The 1,751-nt window shown below is 35.5% G+C and carries 4 protein-coding genes; all 4 read right to left on the bottom strand.

Features of this window, described 5'->3' with window-relative positions; translation table 11 throughout:
- A partial coding sequence (locus tag IC220_RS07400) for a PAAR domain-containing protein (RefSeq protein WP_223158812.1) occupies positions 1 to 185 on the bottom strand: 185 nt, incomplete at its 3' end.
- A 32-nt stretch (positions 186 to 217) separates the two neighbouring features.
- Complete coding sequence (locus tag IC220_RS07395; RefSeq protein ID WP_188153776.1) at positions 218 to 682, bottom strand: phage baseplate assembly protein V; 465 nt, start codon at positions 680 to 682, stop codon at positions 218 to 220.
- Complete coding sequence (locus IC220_RS07390; RefSeq protein ID WP_188153775.1) at positions 669 to 1,145, bottom strand: hypothetical protein; 477 nt, start codon at positions 1,143 to 1,145, stop codon at positions 669 to 671. Before IC220_RS07390 ends, IC220_RS07395 begins: the two co-directional genes overlap by 14 nt.
- Complete coding sequence (locus IC220_RS07385; RefSeq protein WP_188153774.1) at positions 1,142 to 1,660, bottom strand: phage tail protein; 519 nt, start codon at positions 1,658 to 1,660, stop codon at positions 1,142 to 1,144. The genes IC220_RS07390 and IC220_RS07385 overlap by 4 nt, the downstream gene beginning before the upstream one ends.
- Between the last annotated feature and the right edge of the window lie 91 nt (positions 1,661 to 1,751).

Below are 1,751 nucleotides of genomic sequence, written 5' to 3'. Positions count from 1 at the left end.
ACCTTGGAACCACAGGATACTAAATCTCCAACTCTTCCAACTCCATAGCCATTAGCAAATACTATTTTCGATCCTTCAGTTAATATTTTTTCTTCACTAAAACTATCTCCTTGCCTGCAAATTGGCTTATCATTCACAAAAACGTCTCTGCTTCCACTGACGCAAAAATGTGGCCTTTCTTCCATACAATGATCTCCTTTTCCGACAACTCCTGGCATTAATTTAGCTCTATCCTATTTGCTTTCAGTTCTATTTTATCCTTTGTCATTTCTATACTTGATTCCCCAACTTTCAATGTTAGTTTATCTATTACATTAACTTCTAAATGACCATTTTCTTTATTGTATAATACCTTTGTTCCATCCACAAATTTAAAACTATTTACCTCTTTTTTGTTTTCTGGTGCAGTATATTTCTGTTGATATATTCCTGCAAGCACTACTCCCAGTGATAATTCTCCAAGTGGTGAAAATATTACTACCTGCTCGTCAATACTCGGTGGTACCCAAACTCTTTCTTCCCCAGCTCTACCTGCTATCCATGGTAAAAAATTAGTTAAAAACTCTCCTATTTTCACTTTCACCTTTGCTTTTTCATAATCTACTTCTTTCACTATCCCAATACGGATAACATTGGCTAATTTTCTCTGCAGCTCTGCAATACTGAAGCTATGTTCTAACATTTTCGCCAATTTCAATGATGTGTGGTTTTATTTTCTCTTCTTTCCAAATCGATTGGCCAACATGCACTTCATGCGCCCACTCAACTAACCACACTGAATATGCGTCTAACTCCGGCCTAAATCCATCAACTTCCGCAGAAAGAAATTCGCCAGGTGAAATGTTCATATTAAATGTGTTTTTATTTACCACTTTTGCTACTTCTGCTGCTAATGCTCTCACAATTATCGAAGCATTTTCTACTGTAGAATCAATTACTATCCTTGCTTCAAATCGAGCTTTTAATGCCAGTTCTTCAGTTCCTGCATCTTTTCCAGGCTCTAAACTTGCAAGTTCCACAAATACCGCTGGAGCTACCAATTCTTTCCTTATTGCTGGATATACTTCACAGGTTTGTATAGCAGGAATTTCCCTTTTCAACGTGGTGCAAATTGCGTTATGTAAATCGTTCCAGAATATTGTCATGCTTTTAAAATAAAATCCAGTTCACGATGTAAAAACTTTCCAAATACCTTTTCAACTTCATGACTTACAAGATCCTTTATTATTTTTGACGCTTCTGGTTCAAGTGGCAATTTTACTTCTTTTATCGGCAATGCAGTCCTGCCTTTACGCTTAAAAATACCTCTATTTCCTCTTGGCATTGTTGCTATAAATCCTCCTGTAAACTCATGTTTTCCTGCTTTTGCACCCGTCCTTGTCTGTTTCATTTTTCCCAGAGATGATGCTCTAATGTCATATAAATTTGCTCTTATTAATACATCCAATCTGCTTGTTTTTGCTTTGAAAATCCTCAATCTCTTTCTTATCAGATTTAACTTTATTTGCTTTTCCTTACTGATTTCCTTAGCAGCTTGCGCTTTTAGCCATAATGCTGTTTTATTCAGTGCTCTTGTAGTTGCAAGTCTGACTTTTGAGCCATAATTATCAATATTACTAGTAATTTGACTGATATTATTTCTAGTGTTAATATTAAACACCCTCTATTGCCTCAATTCTCCAGACCATGTTTACAGAATCTTTTAATGGTGGTTCAAAAATTTTGTAGTATTTTGTGTCAATCTTGATATA

The sequence above is a fragment of the Wolbachia endosymbiont of Pentalonia nigronervosa genome (assembly GCF_014534705.1).
In the GTDB taxonomy this organism is placed as follows: Bacteria; Pseudomonadota; Alphaproteobacteria; order Rickettsiales; family Anaplasmataceae; genus Wolbachia.
Note: the sequence above shows the minus strand (reverse complement) of the source record. Positions and strands in the feature narration are given on the sequence as shown.